The sequence below is a fragment of the Pseudomonas reactans genome, assembly GCF_013387025.1.
GTDB lineage: Bacteria > Pseudomonadota > Gammaproteobacteria > Pseudomonadales > Pseudomonadaceae > Aquipseudomonas > Aquipseudomonas reactans.
The window spans coordinates 572,741-589,639 of sequence record NZ_JACAQP010000006.1 but is presented as its reverse complement, the minus strand read 5'-3'; the positions used below and the strand labels follow the sequence as shown (position 1 = coordinate 589,639).

Genomic DNA, 16,899 nt, shown 5'->3' with positions numbered 1-16,899 from the left:
TCCTCACGTGTCTGGAGTTGATTATGTCCACCGCCTTTAACGTCATCGCCACGCTGATCGCCAAACCCGGCCAACAGGCCACCCTGGAAACCTTGCTGCGCGGCCTGTTGGAACCCACGCGCCTGGAAGCCGGTTGCGAGCAGTACGATTTGCACCAGGATCTGCAACACCCCGAAACCTTCTACATGCTCGAACGCTGGAGCGACGACGCGGCGCTGGCCGACCACGACCAGAGCGCGCATATCCAGAGCTTTCGCGCCAAAGCCGCGGATGTGCTTGAACACTTCGAGCTCAAGCGCCTGAAATTTCTCGCCTGATCCCCACCATTTTTCTGTAGGAGCGAGCTTGCTCGCGAAAGTCGTCAACGAAAACGCTGCATGCCTGGTTTAACGCGGCGCCCTTGAGTCTTTCGCGAGCAAGCTCGCTCCTACAGTCGATTACCCTTGTCTTATGGAGCCATCATGAAAGCCATTGCCTACTACGCCTCACTGCCGATCAACGATCCAAACGCCCTGCAAGACATCGAGTTGCCCGCGCCTGTCGCAGGCCCGCGTGACGTGTTGGTGGAAGTCAAAGCCATCTCGGTCAACCCGGTGGACACCAAGGTGCGCCAGAACGTCGCCCCGGAAAATGGCGCCGCCAAGGTACTGGGCTGGGACGTGGCCGGTGTGGTCAAGGCCGTCGGCAGCGACGTGACGCTGTTCAAGGCCGGTGACAAGGTGTTTTACGCCGGCTCCCTGGTGCGTCCGGGCGGCAACAGCGAATTGCACACGGTGGATGAGCGCATCGTCGGGCATATGCCGAAGAGCCTGGGTTTTGCCGAAGCCGCCGCGTTGCCGCTGACCGCCATCACCGCCTGGGAATTGCTGTTCGAGCGCCTGCAAGTGCAGGAAGGTACACAAGACGAAGGCCAGAGCCTGTTGATCGTCGGTGCCGCCGGTGGCGTGGGGTCGATCCTGACTCAACTGGCCAGCCAACTTACCGCCTTGAAAGTCATCGGCACCGCCTCACGCCCGGAAACCCAAGCGTGGACTAAAGCCCTCGGCGCCGACCTGGTGATCGACCACAGCCAACCGCTGAGCGAAGCGCTGAAAGCCGCCGGCCACCCGCAAGTGACCCACGTCGCCAGCCTGACCCAGACCGATCATCACCTGGACCAGTTGGTCGAAGCCCTGCAACCGCAAGGCAAGCTGGCGCTGATTGACGACCCCAAGGCGCTGGACGTCAGCAAGCTCAAGCGCAAGAGCCTGTCGCTGCACTGGGAGTTCATGTACACCCGTTCGATGTTCGAGACGCCGGACATGATCGAACAGCACAACCTGCTCAATCGCGTGGCCGAACTGATCGATGCCGGCACCTTGAAAACCACAGTGGGTGAACACTTCGGTGTGATCAATGCCGCGAACCTGCGGCGTGCGCATGCGCTGCTGGAAAGCGGCAAGGCCAAGGGCAAGATCGTGCTGGAAGGCTTCTGAAAAAATAGCTGTCAGGGTCGTCCATTATTCATGTGAGTAATGGACGACACCGCTAGTCAGACAGTTGACCTTTGTCATATTTGTGAGCGTATTCGGGTTTATATTGGCCGCCTTTGCCACGATTCTTTTACGTGAGGAAGTCAGCAATGAAAATCCTGATAAAAGCGTTAGCAAAATCCGCAGGCAATAAATGGCAGGTCCGTCTCGACCAGGACGCCTTTACCTTCCGCACCGAAGCCGAGGCCCGTGCCTTTGCCGACACCCTGCAAGCCCGGATCCAGGCACCTCACCGTTTTCCGAACAGCCAGCAACGCTCTGCCGCTGGCTGACCCGCTGTTCAGACCTGCGCCTGCAAGGCCCGTTTGCGTTGCAGGCGCTGGGTCGACATCGCAATCGTCACCGCCAACACACCGCACAAGCTGATGACCATCGCCATCGGCATCGCCGTGCCATCGTGCAAAACCCCGACCAACGACGCCGCCCCCGCCGCCACGCCAAACTGAATGCACCCCAGCAACGCCGAGGCGCTACCGGCCCGTGCACCCTGCCCGCTCATGGCACAGGCCGAGGTATTCGGCAAAATGCAGCCCAAGCTGGCAATGCAGATAAACAGCGGCACCAGTAACGGCCACAGCGCATCGGTGCGCAACGCCGCGATACCGAGCAAGCTCAACGCTGCCAGCAGATAAACCCACACACTGCGCGACAACAGGAACGCTGGTCCGCGTTTGGACAGCAATCGTGCATTCAACTGCGCCACCAGGATAAAACCCGCGGCGTTGGAGCCGAACAGCCAGCCGTAATGCTCGGCGGGCACGCCGTAGAGCTGGATGAAGACGAAAGGTGAACCGGCGATGTAGGCAAACATCCCGGCAATCGAGATGCCGCCGGTGAGCGCATAGCCCAGGTAAACCCGGTCCGACAACAGCGCCGCATAGCGACGCAGCGACCCGGACAACGGCTGGCGCGGCTGATGGGCCGGGAAGGTTTCCGGCAGCCCGACCGCTACGGCGATGGCCGCCATGACGCTGAAGATCGACAGGGCGAGGAAAATCGACTGCCAGCCCCATATTCCCACCATCAGCCCGCCCGCCAGCGGTGCGAGGATCGGCGCCAGGCCGGTGACCAGCATCAACTGGGAAAACACTTTGGCCGAGCCGACCGCGTCGCATTTGTCACTGACAACCGCGCGGGAAATCACCATGCCGGCGCAGCCACCCAGCGCCTGCACAAAACGCGCGCCGATCAGCCATTCCAGCGACGGCGCAAAGGCACAAGCAAAAGACGCCAGGGTAAACAGGGTGACACCACTGAGCAGCGGGCCTCGTCGACCAAAGCGGTCGGCCAGTGGGCCATAGATCAGTTGGCCGATGGCCAGGCCGCCGAAATACACCGCCAGGGTCAACTGGATGTGTTTTTCATCGGTCGCGAAAGCCTTGGCCATGGCCGGGAAGCCGGGCAGGTAAAAATCGATCGCCAGCGGCGCAAAGGCGCTCAAGGCACCCAGAATCAGGATTATGCGGAGGTTCATCGGGCACCCAAGTGAGACGGCAGCCCGATAGTCTAGCCGCGCTTGGGTGCATTGAACACGATAGCTCGCTAACTATTTACCTGTATCAGGCAAGCTTGGCGCTGTAACCCTCTTCGGTGATCGCCGCGATCACCTGTTCGGCAGACAAGCGGCTTTCGACGCCCACTTCCTTGGCGGCCAAGTCGACTTTCACACTGGCCGCCGGATCCTGGCTCTGCACGGCCTGGGTCACCGCTCGAACGCAATGGCCGCAGGTCATTCCTTCAACGCTGAATACTTGCATGACATGACTCCTTTGATGAGGTTGGACCCAGTCTCGACCTTGCCACGATGGCAAGGTCAAGTTCCGGAAATTTCTGCCGGGCTGGTATTTGGCCGCTTCAAAGGCCAAGCTTCACCCATCTTTGATTCACACCACGGAGCATTCGCCATGCGCTGGTCGTTTTTTGCCCTTGCGGGCCTGATGAGCTTGTCGGCCGCCGTGCCTCAGGCCTTCGCCGCAGAAGACTATGCGGTGCTGATCATTTCCCGGGAACGCCTGGAAGTGCCGACCAACTGCGAAATCGGCCTGTACCTGAATGACCAGCTGGCGGGCCGGCTGTTCCAGGAACAGGCTACGTCGTTCAACTTGCCGGCGGGTAATCTGTCGTTGCGCCTGAAGCTGCTGCCGGGCCAATCCCCTGGCTGCCTGCCGGGGATGCTGGCACCACCGGCGCAGAACATCACGCTCAAGGCCGGTGATGTGCGCAAACTGCGCATTGCCCAGGGCCCGGATGGGATGTACCTGAAAGCTGCCAAATTGGAATATTAAAGGCGCTTGACCTTCCCCACAGGTCAAGGTTGATCCTAAGGGCAACTTCTCTTGGAGGACTGCCCCATGAATGGATCCACCACCTTTGACCTGCCGATCAGCGGCATGACCTGCGCCAGCTGTGCCGGCCGGGTCGAGCGCGCGCTGGGCAAGGTGCCGGGGGTGCAAAGCGTCAGCGTCAACCTGGCCAATGAACGCGCCCACGTTGAAGTACTCGGCCAGATGGACCCCAGCGTGCTGATCGCCGCTGTCGACAAGGCCGGCTACACCGCCAGCTTGCCCCAGAGCGAAACCGCCACCGACGCGGACCAAGCCCAGCGCCAGCACCGCGAACGTTGGTCGCTGGTGCTGGCGGTCCTGCTGGCATTGCCGTTGGTGCTACCGATGCTGGTGGAACCGTTCGGCCTGCACTGGATGCTGCCCGCCTGGGTGCAGTTCGCCCTGGCCACCCCCGTGCAATTCATCTTTGGCGCACGCTTTTATATCGCCGCCTGGAAAGCCGTGCGTGCCGGTGCTGGCAATATGGACCTGCTGGTCGCCATCGGCACCAGCGCCGGTTATGGCTTGAGTATTTATGAATGGCTCACCGCGCACCCTGGCATGGCGCCGCACCTGTACTTCGAAGCCTCTGCGGTGGTGATCGCCCTGGTGCTGCTCGGTAAATACCTGGAGAGCCGTGCCAAGCGTCAGACCGCCAGCGCTATCCGCGCCCTGGAAGCCTTGCGTCCAGAGCGGGCGATTCGGGTGATTGAAGGCCGTGAAGAAGATGTCGCCATCAATGCCCTGAAACTCAATGACCTGGTTCTGGTAAAACCCGGTGAACGCTTCCCGGTGGACGGTGAAGTCGTCGAGGGCCAAAGCCATGCCGACGAAGCCCTGATCAGTGGCGAGAGCCTGCCCGTACCGAAACAACCCGGCGATCAGGTTACCGGTGGCGCCATCAATGGCGAAGGCCGCCTGCTGGTGCGCACCCTGGCCCTCGGCGCTGAAAGCGTACTGGCGCGGATCATCCGCCTGGTGGAAGACGCCCAGGCCGCCAAGGCACCGATCCAGAAACTGGTGGATAAAGTCAGCCAAGTGTTTGTCCCGGCCGTGCTGGTGCTGGCATTGGTGACGTTGGTGGGCTGGTGGCTGTATGGCGCGTCCCTGGAAACCGCAATCATCAATGCCATCGCCGTGTTGGTGATCGCCTGCCCTTGCGCCCTGGGCCTGGCGACGCCAACCGCGATCATGGCCGGCACCGGTGTTGCCGCGCGCCACGGCATTTTGATCAAGGACGCAGAAGCCCTGGAACGCGCCCATGAAGTGAGCGCGGTGGTCTTCGACAAGACCGGCACCCTCACCTCCGGCGCGCCGAAGATTGCGCACCTGGCAGCCGTGGATGGCAACGAAACCTTGCTGCTGCAGCAAGCCGGAGCGTTGCAGCGTGGCAGTGAACACCCGTTGGCCAAAGCCGTGTTGGATGCCTGCAACGAACAAGGGCTGACGGTGGCAGACGTGACCGCCAGCCAGTCCCTGACCGGGCGTGGCATCGCCGGCACGCTGGACGGTCTGCAACTGGCTCTGGGCAATCGTCGCCTGTTGGAAGAAAGCGGCTTGAACGCGGGCCATCTGGCCGACTCCGCCAAGGCTTGGGAGGCAGAAGGCCGCACCCTGTCCTGGCTGATTGAGCAAGGCGGCCAACCCCGCGTGCTTGGGCTGTTCGCGTTTGGCGACACCCTCAAGCCCGGTGCGCTGGAGGCCGTGGAGCAACTCAAGGCCCAGCACATCAGCAGCCACCTGCTCACCGGCGATAATCGCGGCAGTGCCCGCGTGGTCGCCGAGGCGCTGGGCATCGACGACGTGCACGCCGAAGTGCTGCCCGCCGACAAAGCCGCCACTGTCGCCGAATTGAAAAAAACCGGCGTGGTAGCCATGGTCGGTGACGGCATCAACGACGCCCCGGCCCTGGCCGCCGCCGACATCGGCATCGCCATGGGCGGCGGCACCGACGTGGCCATGCACGCCGCCGGTATCACCCTGATGCGCGGCGATCCGCGCCTGGTGCCGGCGGCGCTGGAGATCAGCCGCAAGACCTACGCAAAAATCCGTCAGAACCTGTTCTGGGCCTTTGTGTATAACCTGATCGGCATTCCCCTGGCGGCGTTCGGCCTGCTCAACCCGGTGCTGGCTGGTGCGGCGATGGCCTTGTCCAGCGTCAGCGTGGTGAGTAATGCGTTACTGTTGAAAACGTGGAAGCCCAAGGACCTGGAGGATCAACGCCCATGAACATCGGCCAAGCCGCACGCCAGAGCGGGTTGAGTGCCAAGATGATTCGCTACTACGAATCCATCGGCCTGCTCAAAGCCGCGCATCGCACCGACAGTGGCTATCGCGTGTACGGCCAGGATGACTTGCACACCCTGGCGTTTATCAAACGTTCGCGGGATCTGGGATTTTCATTGGAAGAGGTCGGCAAGCTGCTGACCCTGTGGCAGGACCGGCAGCGGGCCAGCGCCGACGTAAAAGCCTTGGCGCGCCAGCATATCGAGGAGCTGAACCAGAAGATTCTGGAACTGGGGCAATTGCGCGATACCTTGCAGGACCTGGTGGAACACTGCCAGGGCGATCATCGGCCGGATTGTCCGATTCTCAAGGAATTGGCGTCCGGTAGCTGTTGCTGACAACCCGTTGTAGGAGCCGGCTTGCCGGCGATGAGGCCCTTGAATCCAGTGCAAGGGTTGAGGCCGCCATCGCCGGCAAGCCGGCTCCTACAGGGGTGGTGTTGTCAGCGAGTCATTGCATCCAAGGCGGTGGCGGTGGCTCATCCGGCACCTTGCTCGGTGGCGCATCATCCGCCGCGCGGATCGCCTGACGACGCTCTTCATCCAGCCGCGCCGCTTCGATCTCGCGGATCACACCGCCGACATCCGCCAGCTCTTCCGGCTCGTCGAACTCACCAGTCAATACACTGGCCGGGTGCAGGGTGCCAGCTTCGTACAGCGCCCACATTTCCTTGGCGTACTTGGTCTTCTTCAACTCCGGGGCAAAGCGCCCGAAGTAGGACGCCATGTTGCCCACATCGCGCTCCAGCATGCTGAAGGCGTGGTTGTTGCCCGCCGCATCCACCGCCTGGGGCAGGTCGATGATGACCGGGCCAGTTGGCGTGAGCAGCACGTTGAACTCGGACAGGTCACCGTGCACCAGGCCGGTACACAGCATCAACACGATCTGGGAAATAAGGAAGGCGTGGTATTCGCGCGCCTGGTCCGGTTCCAGCGTGACGTCGTTCAGACGCGGCGCCGCATCGCCGTACTCGTCGGCCACCAGTTCCATCAGCAGCACGCCTTCGAGGAAGTCGAACGGCTGGGGCACGCGAACGCCCGCACCGGCCAGGCGGAACAACGCCGCCACCTCGGCGTTCTGCCAGGCATCTTCGGTTTCTTTCTTGCCGAACTTGGAGCCCTTGGCCATGGCCCGGGCCTGCCGGCTGTTACGGACCTTACGGCCCTCCTGGTATTCGGACGCTTGACGAAAACTTCGTTTGTTCGCCTCCTTGTAAACCTTGGCGCAACGCAATTCATTGCCGCAGCGCACCACATAAACAGCTGCTTCTTTACCACTCATGAGTGGGCGCAGCACTTCGTCGACCAGACCGTCTTCGATCAGGGGTTCAATGCGTTTAGGAGTCTTCATCAGCTTTTATTGTGGGTCCTTTATTACCAAATACGCGTATGGCACTCGTTATACGGCAATCAGCGCGTCGGTGGGAGGGGCTACCGACCGTTGATCATTTAAGAATGCAACCAATAGGCCAGTTTCAGCGCTCAATGATCGCTGTAACCCCTTGCCCGCCTGCCGCACAGATGGATATCAGCCCGCGGCCCTTGCCCGCCGCATCCAGCAACTTGGCCAGATTGGCGACGATACGTCCTCCTGTGGCGGCAAACGGGTGTCCGGCGGCCAGGGAGCTACCCTTTACATTGAGCCGGCTGCGGTCGATGGCGCCCAGGGGGGCATCAAGGCCCAGGCGCGTCTTGCAGTAGTCCGCGTCTTCCCAGGCTTTAAGCGTGCACAAGACTTGGGCAGCGAAAGCTTCGTGGATCTCGTAGTAATCGAAGTCCTGCAGTGTCAGGCCGTTCCTCGCCAGCAATCGCGGCACCGCGTACACCGGCGCCATCAGCAGGCCTTCGGCGCCGTTGACGAAGTCCACTGCCGCCGCTTCGCCATCACGCAAGTACGCGAGGATCGGCAAACCACGCTCTTGGGCCCAGGCTTCACTGCCCAGCAACACCAGCGAGGCGCCATCTGTGAGCGGCGTGGAATTGCCGGCGGTGAGCGTGCCCTTTTCGCTGCGTTCAAAAGCGGGCTTGAGGGCGGCGAGTTTTTCCAGGGTCAGGTCGGGCCGCAGGTTATTGTCGCGGGTCAGACCTAGAAACGGGGTGAGCAAATCGTTGTGCCAGCCTTCGGCATAGGCGGCAGCCATTTTCTGGTGGCTTTCCAGGGCGAGCTGGTCCTGCTCGGCGCGGGGGATCTGCCAGGTTTGCGCCATCAATTCGCAGTGCTGGCCCATGGACAAACCAGTGCGGGGTTCGCCGTTGCGCGGCAGTTCCGGCTTTAGATGGTGAGGGCGAAGTTGTAACAGGACTTTTAATTTATCTGCCACGGATTTGCTGCGGTTGGCTTGCAACAGGATCTTGCGCAGGTCTTCATTGACGCCAATGGGCGCATCAGACGTCGTGTCCACCCCGCCAGCAATCCCGCATTCAATCTGACCCAGGGCGATCTTGTTGGCCACCAGCAACGCCGCTTCCAGACCGGTGCCGCACGCCTGCTGGATGTCATAGGCCGGGGTTTGCGGCGACAGGCGCGAACCGAGCACGCATTCACGGGTGAGGTTGAAGTCGCGGGAATGTTTGAGCACGGCGCCAGCGGCCACCTCCCCCATGCGTTGGCCATGCAGGTTGTAGCGTTCGATCAGGCCTTCCAGGGCGGCGGTCAGCATGGCCTGGTTACTCGCCGTGGCGTAAGGGCCATTGGAGCGAGCGAAAGGAATGCGGTTACCGCCGATGATCGCCACACGGCGCAATTGAGTCATGGAAAGCTCCCTGAAGGTTGTGGGTGGAATCATTCAGCCTAGCCTAGGCTCAATCGAACGACTGCCGCCCCGGGGTGGTCAACCCTTTGAACCCCAGCCTTCGGAGAGCGTTCCATGTCTGACCGTTATATCGACTTCGCCAACTCAAGCCTCGGCCATCGCCTGGTCGCCGCCCTTGGCCTGCCGTCACCGGTACGCCTGGAACGCTGGCAAGCCGGGCGCCTGCGTCCAGTGGAAGGTGCGTTGTTGCTAGGCGGTGGCGCGCTGGCGAGCAACGTGCAGGCGTTTGCCCACAAGCTTACCGACGCGATTTATACCTACGGTGCCGAGACATCGACGTGGATCCCCGGCCACGGCCCCAAGCTCAAGGCCGTGGTGTTCGACGCCAGCGAGTTGCAACACACCGATCAACTCAAACAGCTGCGCGAATTCTTCCAGCCGCTGCTGAAAAACCTGGATAACAGCGCGCACCTGGTGATCCTTGGCCGCGCGCCGGAAAGCCTCAGCGATCCCTTCGCGGCCAGCGCCCAGCGCGCCCTGGAAGGCTTTAGCCGCTCGTTGGCCAAGGAGCTGCGCAACGGCGGCGTGTTGCAATTGCTTTATGTGGGCGACGGTGCCGAGGACCAGTTGGAAGGCGCACTGCGCTTCTTCCTCTCACCCAAAAGCGCTTACATTTCTGGCCAGGTCATTCGCCTGGAAGCCTGTGCCACCCCTGTCGAGGATTGGACGCGGCCCCTGGCCGGGCGCAAGGCTTTGGTCACCGGTGCTGCCCGAGGCATCGGTGCCTCCATCACCGAGACCCTGGCCCGCGACGGCGCCGAGGTGATACTGCTCGACGTGCCCCAGGCCAAGTCCGACCTCGAAGCCCTGGCCGCGCGCCTGGGGGCACGCACCGTCGCGCTGGATATCTGCGCTGAAGATGCCGCCAGCCAATTGATCGAACAGCTGCCCGATGGCCTCGACATCCTGGTGCACAACGCCGGGATCACCCGTGATAAAACCCTGGCCAATATGACCCCGGAATACTGGGACGCGGTGCTGGCGGTCAACCTCAATGCGCCACAAGTGCTGACCAAGGCATTGCTCGACAGCGGCACCTTGCAGGACAACGCCCGTGTGGTGTTGTTGGCATCGATCAGCGGTATTGCCGGCAATCGAGGGCAGACCAACTACGCCGCGAGCAAGGCGGGATTGATCGGCCTTGCGCAGGCCTGGGCACCGCTGCTCAAGGAGCGCGGCATCAGTATCAACGCCGTGGCGCCTGGTTTTATCGAAACCCAGATGACCGCGCACATTCCGTTCGCCTTGCGTGAGGCCGGACGGCGCATGAGTTCGCTGGGCCAGGGCGGCTTGCCGCAGGATGTCGCCGAGGCGGTAGCGTGGCTCGGCCAACCAGGTTCCGGTGCGGTCAGCGGGCAAGCGTTGCGGGTGTGTGGGCAAAGCCTTTTGGGAGCATAAGCATGCAATGGACGACGTTAGGCACTACGCCATTTTTGCCACCGCTGTATTGGCGCGCGGCGCTCAAGCGCAAGATCACCGGCAACACGTTGCCCGAACAGGGATTGCGCTGCCGCGTGAGCGTCAATCCCAAGCAGGTGGCGGCGTATCGCAAGGTCTGCGGTTTTGCCGACAGCCCGATCCTGCCGGCGACCTATCCGCATATCCTGGCGTTCGGGCTCCAGATGCAGTTGCTCACCGACAAAAGCTTTCCCTTCCCGTTGCTGGGGTTGATTCACCTGAGTAATCGCATCCGCATTCATCGCCCGCTTGGGGGGGTGAGTGAACTGTCTGTCGGTGTACACACGCAAAACCCCAAACCCCATCCCAAGGGCGCGACCTTCGATCTGGTCACCACCGTCGAGGACTCACTCGGCCTGCTCTGGGAAGCCGAAAGCCGCATGCTGTGCCGGGGCGTAAAGCTGGAAGGTGAGCCCGAGGATAAAGCCCAGCCCTCGCCCGCTCAGGTCAGCGAACTGACCCGCTGGAAAGCCCCCGCCGATATTGGCCGCCGTTATGCGCGGGTCTCCGGCGACTACAACCCGATCCACCTCAGCGCCCTCACCGCCAAGCTGTTCGGTTTTCCCCAGGCCATCGCCCACGGGCTGTGGAACAAGGCGCACACCCTTGCCGCCCTTGGCGAACACTTGCCCGCCGCCAATATCGAGATCAGCGTCGAGTTCAAAAAACCCGTGCGCCTGCCCGGTGAAGTGACGCTACTGGCCAGCGCCGCCGGTTCCAGCGGTGAGTTGTGGTTGAAAGGCGCGGGCGATATTGAACATATGGTAGGCAAGTGGCAGCCGATCGCCTGAAATAAACCGATTAATTGTATATATACACCCTAAGTAATAGCGGACTTTTTCACGTCCGCTTTTTTATTCAAGCCATTGATTATAAAGATATATATATCTTGATACATCCTAGACTTATACCCTTGGTATTAGTCACTTAAACGGTACACCCGCGCCGTATATAAATCGTTAATACCAAGTAGAGCATTGAGCGAACGCACCGCCGGGGCTGTTATAGCCACACGGACAAACATATCGCTATCCCTAGAAATAGTGAGTGTTTGAAGACAACCAAGGTTGTACAGGTGCAAGGAACTCAATCATGAAAACTCAAGTCGTGTTTTGGAAAGCAAGTACCGCGCTGGCCCTGGCCGTAGCACTGGCACTCGGCGGCTGCAGCAGCGGTGGTGGTGGACACAAATCCAGCGTGGCATCGTCCTCACCGGATGCGGGTGCCGGAACAGGCGGCGGCACTGGTGGTGGTGATGGTGGAACCGGTGGTGGTACTGGCGGCGGTACCGGTGGTGGCACAGGTGGCGGAACTGGCGGTGGTACCGGTGGTGGCACAGGTGGCGGAACTGGCGGTGGTACCGGTGGCGGCACAGGTTCGACAACCACTCCGTTGGTGACTGGCCAGATTGCCGGCACGCTGGGCGGTACTGTCGGTAACGTGGGCGCTGCGGTTGGCGACCTTGGTGACACCTTGAACACCATCCCCATCGTTGGCACTACCGCTGGCGGTCTCGTCACCGCTACCGGCAACGCCGTCACCAGCATTGGTACTGGCGTCACTGCCGGACTGGGCTCTCTGGGCACCAACAGCAACTCCCTCGGCATTACCGTGGCAGGGGTCGGTAACGGCGTTGCCGACCTGGGCGACGGCCTTTCGACAACCGGTAAATCCCTGTCGACCACACTGGGCGGCATTCCGGTGGTGGGCGGCTTGACCGGCGGTGTCGGCGGTGCTGCCGGCGGCGTGGTTGATAAGGTCGGCCAGGCCGTCACCATGCTTGGCGATACCTTGAGCACTGCCAGCACCACCGGGCCTCTGGGCTCTCTCACTAACACGGTCGGCGGTAAAGTGTTGGTACCGGTGGTCTCGCTGGTGGAAAACACCACGGGCAACCTCGGCAAGGCCACCGGCCTTGGCAACCCGGTCAATGGCCTGCTGGACAAAGTCGGCTCGACAGTGACCGGCCTGGGTGGCCAAGTCGCCAGCGCGGGCGGCAACCCGGTCACCAACATCGTGGGCGGTGCATTGACCGGCGTCGGTGGCGTGCTCGATAAATCCGGAGGCTATGTTGCTCCAGCGGGCGGAGGCTCGAAATCCGGCCTGCCTGAATTGGTGGGTGGCCTGATCGCCAACGTCGGTAACGGCCTGAATGCCGGCAACACCAATGGCGCCGTCAGCGCAGCCGGTGTGACCGGTGGCGCACTGGGCGGCACTGTCGCCTCCCTCGGCACGATCATTGGCGGCAATGGCGTCGCCAATACCGGCGCCACATCGCCCGTTGCCGGCTTGGCCACCAACGTCGGTGCGGCCCTTAACCCAGTGACCTCCGGTGTCGCCAGCCTGACGCAAAACATCGGAACCACGACCGGCATCGGCGCACCGGTCAACGGCCTGGTGACTCAAGTCGGTGGCGCCGTCAGCGGTATCGGTGCCAACCTGACGGCGGCCAACGCCAACCCGATCACCAATGCCCTCGGCGGCACCGTCAGTGCGGTCGGCAACACCGTAGGCTCAGTCGGTGGGTTGGTCACAGGCGGTACCGGCACCAGCGGCGGTCTGCTTGGCGGACTGAACGTAGGCACCAACGCCTCGGCGGGTGGCAGCGCGAATGCAAATACCGGCGGCCTGGGCGGGTTATTGAACGGCCTGACCGGCAAATAGAAATGCACCTGGCCGATTAGACGGCCTCCCCTACAGCGCCTACGCTTGGTTGAGACGAGAGACCCCAATAAGTCTCTCGTCTTTTTTATGGGGCCTGGAACATGCCCCACCCGAACCGAGTCCCAGAACCCGGCGGGCCCGAAACGCTGCTGCAGTTGACCATGGAGTGTCCTATGCGCGTGTTGACGCCGTTGTTATTGCTTACCCTCAGTGCCTACGCCCAGGCCGAGACCCTTCCCAGCTTCCTCAACAGCAACGACACCATCCGCAACTTGCCAGTGCCCAACCTTCCCGCCGACGCCTATCGACCGGTCACGCCGCAAACCCAGGTGCCCGAGGCGCCGCCCACTCAAGGCGAGCCGCTGCTGATGGACACCAAGGTCACGATTCGCAAGCTGCAGATCGAGGGCGGCACGATCTACCCGCTCGACGAGACCGCCAAGACCTACGAACCGTTGTTTGGTCATGAAACCAACCTGGCGCAACTGATCGAAGCCACCCGTAGCGTTACCCGTCGCTACCAGCAGGACGGCTACCTGTTGTCCTACGCATTCCTGCCCCCACAGAGCTTCGAAAATGGCCTGGTGCGCGTGGTTCTGGTGGAAGGCTATATCAAGGACTACCAGCAAAGTGGCGATATAGGCCCGGTCTCGGCTTACATCGACAAGCTCGCCAATAAACTCCAGGACGAACGCCCACTGACCCGCAAGACCTTCGAGCGCTACACCACGCTCATGGGCCGTATTCCCGGTGTCACACTGCAAGCGCAAGTACCGCCTCCGAGCACCACCGACGGTGGCACGCACATGCAGATCACCGCCAGCCGCAAGCCCTTCACCAGCAGCATGAGCATGACCGATGACAGCCGCGGTGGTCTGCAGGCCTTGCTCACCGGCACCAGCAACTCCCAGACCTCAATGGGCGAGCAGCTCAACATCAGCGGGCTATTCCCACCTGGCGAGGATAAAGAGCACTACTACCGCGTGGGCTACAGCCAGTTCATCAATGCAGAAGGCACCCAGTTGGCGCTCGCCGCCGAACGCTACCGCGCCGATCCCAAAACCAACCTGCAACTGGACGGTGGCTTCGAGCTCAAGCCGCACCAATCCATCGATCGCTATTCCATCGGCCTTAGCCACCCGCTGATTGCCTCACCGAATGAGTCGCTGACCCTCGGCACGCGCCTCTACGCAGTGGACCAGACCACAGGCTACAAACTGTTGGGCTTCCCCCAGCGTTTCGACGTTGAAACCGACCTGCGCGCCCTGGCCTTCGAGGGCGACTGGCGCAAGTCCGACACCCGCCAACTGCGTATCCTCAGCGCCGGCCTGTATCAGGGCATCAACGGCATGGGCGCCAGGACCCATAGTGACTTCGAAGGGCTCAAGCCCGACCTGGATTTCTTCCGCCTGCGCCTGTCCGGCGTACAAAGCGACAAGTTCTTCGATAACTGGCAAGGCGTCCTGTCGGGAGCGTTTTACTGGAGCAATGACACCCTGCCGGACAGCGAACGCGCCACGTTCGGTGGGCAGAACTTCGGTCGTGGCTACCCTGACGACCAGGGCTCCGGTGACAAGGGCTGGGGGCTGGCGTATGAGGTCAACTACAGCTACAACCGCGCCGGCGACTGGGTGAGGATTCTGCAGCCCTATATTGTGTTCGACCGCGCCAAGACCTGGTTCAACGATCTGCCGGTCAGAAGCAATGACCTGTCATCGGCTGCAGTCGGGCTGCGCTTCGGGGACAACAAGTACTACAACATCGCCCTGGAAGCGGCCAAGCCCATGTCGGATATCGCGCTGGACAGCTTCAACCGCCGGCCACGGTATACGTTGAGTTTCAGTTATCAGCTCTGATCCTACCCCGTAGGCGCTGGCCGGGCGCCTAAAGCCTGGTTTTCGGGAGGGGAAACAGATTGTTCAACGTATCGATCAACCGCACCAGATAGATCGGCTTGCGAAACAGGTCCAGTACCTGCAGGCGCAGCATGTCGCTCACATCATCCATTTCGGCATGGCCGGACATCACAATCACCGGCAGGTGTGAGCGTGAGGTGTGTTCGCGCAGGCGCTTGATCAAGGAGATACCGCTTTCCTCGGGCATGCGCAGGTCGGTGATGACCAAGGCGATGTCGGGGTGAAGTGTCAATTCTTGCAGGGCGAAGGTGACGGAAGTGGCGGTAAAACAGACAAATCCCTCGTTTTCGAGGGATTCGGCGAGTTCGATCAAGGCGTCCTCTTCGTCGTCCACCAATAGAATTTGCTGGCGTGAAGACGCGCTCATGGCATTACCTTCAAGAGGGGATGATCATAACGGCTACCACAACTAAATCAGGTTCCGGTCGGCATGTTAGTGGTCATGTTAGTGAAAATGGTTTTTACCTTAGTTCCAAGCCCCGTCCCGGCACCCACAATAACGAGCGCTACCAACGCTACGACAATGGCGTATTCAATGCCTGAGGCTCCTTCTTTGCGACTGAAGAATAGTTGCGTTTGGACATAAAGCTTCAACACCAGGTCAAGGAACATAAGACTTCTCCCTAAAACGCCACTGGAAGCCGGAACGGCTCTAGTACCAGATAATCGCGGCGTGCCACTAGAGCATTGTCAACAAACCTCAGCCTCACAACTGTAATAACGGATTAATCACAAAGTATTAGTCATAAAGTTGACGCCACAAACCCGCACGCTAAAAGGCTGCTTTTATAGTTCAGATAAATTTTTCCAGGGGTAATGGCATTTCGTCCTAGCTGAGCTACCTTCAAATAGCCAAATCGTTAGATGTTCATCACAGCCAGGTTGCGGATTAACCCATTCGAATTAATCGGGTGTGCAGTGCAACGGGAAAGGGAGAGCCGTCATGAACAGTCGCATCAGCATGGTCCTGGCCGGCTTGTTGCTGATCGGGGCCTTGATTGCCGGGTACTGGGGGCTTGTGTTGAGCCGCGCACCGGAACCTGTCTCAACCCCTGCCGCACCTGTCGTTTCCGTTGATAACACCGTCGCTGCCGTGGAAGATCAGACCCGCCAACCGGTGGTGGTGCTGACGCATGATGTGCCCGCATTCATACCACTGACCGCCGCCGACCTGACCCTGGAAAAACTGCGCACCGCGCCCGCCGGCAGCCTGACCCAGCTCGATCAAGCCATCGGCCGCATGCCCCAGCGCACGTTGGGTGCAGGCACTTGGCTCACCGAAGAAAGCTTCAGCGGCGGCGGCCCGCTCGCGCGCATGATTCGCCCGAACGAGCGCGCCCTGGCCGTGGCCGTGGATGAGGTGAGCGGCGCTGGAGGCCAATTGACGCCCGGCGACTACGTGGATGTGCTGCTGTTCCTGCGCCAGGATGCTGGCAACGTCGAGCAGTCGGCGCAGATCGTCCTTCCGGCCATGCGCCTGCTCAGTGTCGGAGATCAGTTGGGCTTGGCCAACGATGGCAAACCCGCTGTTCCTCCCCCAGCCACGCCTGAAGAACGCGCCCAAGCCGCCCAACGCCGAGCGGGCGCACGCACCGTCGTGCTGGCCGTGCCGGAACCCCTGTTAAGCCGCCTGATGCTCGCGGCGCAAGCCGGCGTGTTGCGCCTGGCTGTACGCAGCGCCGAGGAACAACTGCTCAGCCGCTACTGGGCCGGCGAAAGCGACGCATCAGAAAGACTGGAAAGTGCCAACCGCAACCTTTACCAATTCACCCAACTGGCCCTGACCGGCCCGCCCAAACGCGTTGTACAAGCCAGCACCGCTGGGCCTGGCGTTCGCCGTGGCATAGAAGTGATTCGCGGTGCCCAGGCGGCACCACAAACTCCGTGATCGAGCAAGGATGCCTTGA

General features: G+C 61.3%; 17 protein-coding genes. 11 read left to right on the top strand and 6 right to left on the bottom strand.

Translation table 11 applies throughout. The features are described from left to right. Positions 1–23: 23 nt before the first annotated feature. The 3 genes from HX793_RS09025 (at position 24) to HX793_RS09015 (ending at position 1,804) form a co-directional block, all read left to right on the top strand. Complete coding sequence (locus HX793_RS09025) at positions 24–317, top strand: putative quinol monooxygenase (RefSeq protein ID WP_016977041.1); 294 nt, start codon at positions 24–26, stop codon at positions 315–317. A 144-nt stretch (positions 318–461) separates the two neighbouring features. Beyond that, positions 462–1,475 (top strand): zinc-binding alcohol dehydrogenase family protein, encoded by a 1,014-nt coding sequence (locus HX793_RS09020; protein ID WP_177060660.1) that lies wholly within the window; start codon positions 462–464, stop codon positions 1,473–1,475. Positions 1,476–1,621: 146 nt separating this feature from the next. Further along, positions 1,622–1,804: a hypothetical protein gene (locus HX793_RS09015; protein ID WP_010213424.1), complete on the top strand. Its 183-nt coding sequence runs from the start codon at positions 1,622–1,624 to the stop codon at positions 1,802–1,804. Between the two features lie 8 nt (positions 1,805–1,812). Here HX793_RS09015 and HX793_RS09010 read toward each other — a convergent pair whose 3' ends face one another. Further along, on the bottom strand, positions 1,813–3,006 hold the full coding sequence (locus HX793_RS09010) for a multidrug effflux MFS transporter (RefSeq protein ID WP_016977038.1): 1,194 nt from the start codon (positions 3,004–3,006) through the stop codon (positions 1,813–1,815). A gap of 85 nt (positions 3,007–3,091) precedes the next feature. Next, positions 3,092–3,289 (bottom strand): heavy-metal-associated domain-containing protein, encoded by a 198-nt coding sequence (locus HX793_RS09005; protein ID WP_177051418.1) that lies wholly within the window; start codon positions 3,287–3,289, stop codon positions 3,092–3,094. Between the two features lie 147 nt (positions 3,290–3,436). On the opposite strand from HX793_RS09005, the gene HX793_RS09000 reads away from it, so the two are divergent. The 3 genes from HX793_RS09000 to cueR all read left to right on the top strand — a co-directional run bounded on the left by HX793_RS09000 (position 3,437) and on the right by cueR (position 6,480). After that, entirely contained in the window at positions 3,437–3,817 is a 381-nt protein-coding gene (locus HX793_RS09000) for a hypothetical protein (protein ID WP_038845813.1), read from the top strand. Positions 3,818–3,883: 66 nt separating this feature from the next. Then, complete coding sequence (locus HX793_RS08995) at positions 3,884–6,085, top strand: heavy metal translocating P-type ATPase (protein WP_177094760.1); 2,202 nt, start codon at positions 3,884–3,886, stop codon at positions 6,083–6,085. Continuing rightward, a complete protein-coding gene (gene cueR, locus HX793_RS08990; RefSeq protein WP_177001505.1) occupies positions 6,082–6,480 on the top strand; it encodes a Cu(I)-responsive transcriptional regulator in 399 nt (132 codons plus the stop codon). The genes HX793_RS08995 and cueR overlap by 4 nt, the downstream gene beginning before the upstream one ends. 112 nt (positions 6,481–6,592) lie before the next feature. Here the strand turns inward: cueR and HX793_RS08985 are convergent, their stop codons facing one another. Both HX793_RS08985 and HX793_RS08980 read right to left on the bottom strand, forming a co-directional pair. Further along, positions 6,593–7,492 (bottom strand): PA4780 family RIO1-like protein kinase, encoded by a 900-nt coding sequence (locus HX793_RS08985; protein WP_016977033.1) that lies wholly within the window; start codon positions 7,490–7,492, stop codon positions 6,593–6,595. A 124-nt stretch (positions 7,493–7,616) separates the two neighbouring features. Further along, on the bottom strand, positions 7,617–8,894 hold the full coding sequence (locus tag HX793_RS08980; RefSeq protein WP_177094758.1) for an acetyl-CoA C-acetyltransferase: 1,278 nt from the start codon (positions 8,892–8,894) through the stop codon (positions 7,617–7,619). A 114-nt stretch (positions 8,895–9,008) separates the two neighbouring features. On the opposite strand from HX793_RS08980, the gene HX793_RS08975 reads away from it, so the two are divergent. The 4 genes from HX793_RS08975 to HX793_RS08960 all read left to right on the top strand — a co-directional run bounded on the left by HX793_RS08975 (position 9,009) and on the right by HX793_RS08960 (position 14,932). Next, positions 9,009–10,352 carry a 3-oxoacyl-ACP reductase gene (locus HX793_RS08975; RefSeq protein ID WP_177094756.1) on the top strand — a complete coding sequence of 448 codons (1,344 nt, stop codon included), beginning with the start codon at positions 9,009–9,011 and terminating at the stop codon, positions 10,350–10,352. 2 nt (positions 10,353–10,354) lie between these two features. Continuing rightward, positions 10,355–11,203: a MaoC family dehydratase gene (locus HX793_RS08970; RefSeq protein WP_177094754.1), complete on the top strand. Its 849-nt coding sequence runs from the start codon at positions 10,355–10,357 to the stop codon at positions 11,201–11,203. Between the two features lie 301 nt (positions 11,204–11,504). Continuing rightward, positions 11,505–13,076 (top strand): collagen-like triple helix repeat-containing protein, encoded by a 1,572-nt coding sequence (locus HX793_RS08965; protein WP_177094753.1) that lies wholly within the window; start codon positions 11,505–11,507, stop codon positions 13,074–13,076. Positions 13,077–13,249: 173 nt separating this feature from the next. Beyond that, the gene (locus HX793_RS08960; protein WP_177094750.1) at positions 13,250–14,932 is read left to right on the top strand and encodes a ShlB/FhaC/HecB family hemolysin secretion/activation protein; all 1,683 of its coding nucleotides are present in this window, start codon (positions 13,250–13,252) and stop codon (positions 14,930–14,932) included. 28 nt (positions 14,933–14,960) lie between these two features. On the opposite strand, the gene HX793_RS08955 is transcribed toward HX793_RS08960, so the two are convergent. Both HX793_RS08955 and HX793_RS08950 read right to left on the bottom strand, forming a co-directional pair. Further along, entirely contained in the window at positions 14,961–15,359 is a 399-nt protein-coding gene (locus HX793_RS08955) for a response regulator (RefSeq protein ID WP_016977027.1), read from the bottom strand. Positions 15,360–15,406: 47 nt separating this feature from the next. Next, positions 15,407–15,604: a Flp family type IVb pilin gene (locus tag HX793_RS08950; protein ID WP_016977026.1), complete on the bottom strand. Its 198-nt coding sequence runs from the start codon at positions 15,602–15,604 to the stop codon at positions 15,407–15,409. A 331-nt stretch (positions 15,605–15,935) separates the two neighbouring features. On the opposite strand from HX793_RS08950, the gene cpaB reads away from it, so the two are divergent. Then, complete coding sequence (gene cpaB, locus HX793_RS08945; RefSeq protein WP_177094748.1) at positions 15,936–16,880, top strand: Flp pilus assembly protein CpaB; 945 nt, start codon at positions 15,936–15,938, stop codon at positions 16,878–16,880. The last annotated feature ends 19 nt before the right edge of the window (positions 16,881–16,899 follow it).